Origin of the sequence: Shinella sp. CPCC 101442, from assembly GCF_024704725.1 — a bacterium.
Lineage (GTDB): Bacteria > Pseudomonadota > Alphaproteobacteria > Rhizobiales > Rhizobiaceae > Shinella.
The window spans coordinates 1-2671 of record NZ_JALIQS010000024.1; the positions used below are offsets into that span (position 1 = coordinate 1).

At 57.9% G+C, this 2671-nt stretch carries 3 protein-coding genes; 1 reads left to right on the forward strand and 2 read right to left on the reverse strand.

Annotation, left to right across the window (positions count from 1 at the left end; genetic code table 11):
- Positions 1–372 precede the first annotated feature (372 nt).
- Positions 373–516, forward strand: a complete 144-nt coding sequence (locus tag MUO32_RS29220; protein WP_257951888.1) for a hypothetical protein — start codon at positions 373–375, stop codon at positions 514–516.
- 65 nt (positions 517–581) lie between these two features.
- Here the strand turns inward: MUO32_RS29220 and MUO32_RS29225 are convergent, their stop codons facing one another.
- A complete protein-coding gene (locus MUO32_RS29225) occupies positions 582–1058 on the reverse strand; it encodes a pyridoxamine 5'-phosphate oxidase family protein (protein WP_257951889.1) in 477 nt (158 codons plus the stop codon).
- A gap of 503 nt (positions 1059–1561) precedes the next feature.
- On the reverse strand, positions 1562–1825 hold the full coding sequence (locus MUO32_RS29230; RefSeq protein WP_257951890.1) for a hypothetical protein: 264 nt from the start codon (positions 1823–1825) through the stop codon (positions 1562–1564).
- Positions 1826–2671 lie beyond the last annotated feature (846 nt).

A 2671-nucleotide genomic window follows, 5' to 3' on the forward strand; every position in this document is an offset into this window, starting at 1 on the left:
AAATAGGCTGCGTCAATCATGACGGTCTTCGGATCTGCGCTCTCGACGGCAAGACCTTCCATCGCGGGGCGACATTGTCCTGGCCTCGTCGCTGTTCAAGTAGGCAACCGAGGAAGTCAGCGGCAGCTACACCAACCGGCGTGAGCTGACAGGGAAGGACGGGACGGATCTCCCGGCGCCAGTGTCGCCGGTGACGATCTTCCAGGTGCCCGACATTGGCAGGGGATGAGCAGGGCGCGGCAGCACAGACGTTCATCCGGCCGCAACCAAGGCCACAGACGATCTTTCTTTCGTCATCGGCTAACATCGCGATCTATGGCGGCGCTACGGGCGGCGGGAAGACGAGGGCTCTTTTCATGGAACCGCTACGTCATGTCGACAATCCGGCATCCGGCGCGGTCTTCTTTCGGCGAACTGACACAGACCCGCAACGAAGGCGGCCTCTGGGATGAAAGCGAGAAACTCTATCCGGACCTCAGCGCGAACCCGCGATCAGCGCCAGACCTGCTCTCCTAAACGCGAGCACCTTTACTTTGGCGAACATTTAGGGGGCCGACAGCGCCGGCCCCGACGTTTCGCCGCTACAGCTTTACGGTGGCAACGCTGTCCCTGTAGTCCTCTTTCGGGTCACCCATCCCGAGGAACATTTTCAGGCCTGCGACAATGCTGGAGGCGTCTTTCCAGATCTCTGCGTCGGCGGGCTCAAAACGTAGTAGGCAAAGCTTTGGGTCATCCTTGCCCTCCTCAAACCATGCCGCCACAAAGCGGTTCCATAGGCGGTCGATGAGTGCAGGGTCATTGTCGACTTCGAGGGTGCCCTGAACGGTAGCGAAAATGTCGTGTCCCTTGGACGAATAGACAAGGGTCGCAGCAACAGGAGAGGCCGCGCTATCGGCCAGTTCGGTGCCTTTTGCGGTGAAGAAGAATATCGACTTGCGGTCACCGTCGAACTGAGCAGTGAGGGGCTTGGGGTGGACGTCCTTCGTCCCAACCATCGCGGTCATATCTGAGCGGATGGATTTCCAGAACTTGTCAGCGAATTCATGTTCGTCGGTCATGAGGGTGCCTTTCGGATGTAGTGGCGGGCGCAGATTGCGAAGACGTGTTGTGATCGACGGTCTTGGCAATAGGAATGCCTAAACACTTGAACCCGCACAGACGTTCCGAGCGGAAGGCCGGACAATGGCAAATGTTATCGCGCTGTTTCGCGACAGCCTGACCAGCCTGGTGTCCCGCATGGCACAGACCGAGACAAGGCCGCGACGACGTTCTACGCCTACGGGGTGACGACTGAAGAGCAGCTTATCGCCGCCTATAGCGCCGCCTACTTCGCGACGAAGATCGCCATTTTTAGAACTGCAAGCCGTGCATGACGTACCGCCTGCCGTAAAACCCGCAGTGCGATACCGCCGAGTCGATCGATCACAAACTGACACACCGGCCACGAGAGAGTTGAGGCGCGAAAATCCCTGCGACGGCAACGCCGTCTCAGCGAAGGCGTGGTGCAATGAGTAATCAAACAGGCACCATTGTATCGCTCCGCTACCAAGCGAGCGCCGCATCAGTTTCCAGTGCCGTCTGGGCTTACGCTTTGGCTATCACCGCCGGTGCTCGTCGGTTGGGTTGGGTCGCGGTCACTGGGAACAGTTTCCCCGCCGCCAGGAACGGTATTGTCGATTGTGTCCTGGGTGGGCGTCTGAGTGTCTTTGGTGGTGAAGGAGGTTTTTTCCGTCTCCACTGTAGGTTCCGTGGCTTCACCCCAAATCTCCAGCGCACCCCAGACTAGAAAAACAAGTCCCAAGCTGATGGCGAGCACTTTCAGCACTGGCCACCCCAAGCCACCCTGACGGGTTTCCCGGCCAGCATAGCTCTTCCGGTCAGGATCGTGGGTACTGTTAAGTGGGGCACCACGTTCGTCCTGTTGGTGGGGCATAAGAATCACTCCCTGGAAATCGCGTCAGGAAGAGAACATGCGGCAAAAGGCGAAGTTCCGGCTTGTGGCAGCCGGTAGCGACATCATCTGCTATCTCGAGCGTCAGAACGGGACGGTATGAGCCTCCGGTGGAGCCGTCCACCTCAATCAAAACCGGAAACGAATAGCCATGATCATGGCCTACAACCGCGGTGGATATCGCGTGCGGGTGAAACGTGGTGGACGCATTGAATACGCGGGCGACATAACCGGCTCGCGCGTCGCGCACCATCATCGTCACCTGTAGCGCCAAAATAAAAATACGTCTGGACAGCGAAAAGCGCGGCGGAAACCATCCTACGTGGAGGCTTCGCTATCTCCAGGCTGCATGCCTAAACAACGCGCCGAGCTTAGCGATGAAACACAGGTAGGTCGGAAGATTTCATCGCCTGCCGCGATCTTGTTCCTAGCCGGTCCCAAGCAAATTTCTTTGCTGCCGCCTCCGCGGCATCTTTGCTCAGTTAAGTATCTGGGAGCACATAATCCCTCCCGTCGCAGGAAAGCAGCGCGCGGCTACTTCTCACATCGAAATGCTATTGGATGTCACATTGATCGTTCATTTGGTTTCCCTCCTTCATTGAAGTTATAACCAGCATCGCGCTCGGATGTTCCCGCCCGATGATATTCGGCCCGGTTACATCGCCAGGAGGCCTCGCGACACACAGTCTGCCCACGGCATCGAACGCGGCAGAGATGTGC

Excerpts from the sequence above, each read along its gene's own strand:
- MUO32_RS29220 (WP_257951888.1), top strand. The coding sequence starts at position 373 with ATGTCGACAATCCGGCATCCGGCGCGGTCTTCTTTCGGCGAACTGACA.
- MUO32_RS29225 (WP_257951889.1), bottom strand. The coding sequence starts at position 1,058 with ATGACCGACGAACATGAATTCGCTGACAAGTTCTGGAAATCCATCCGC.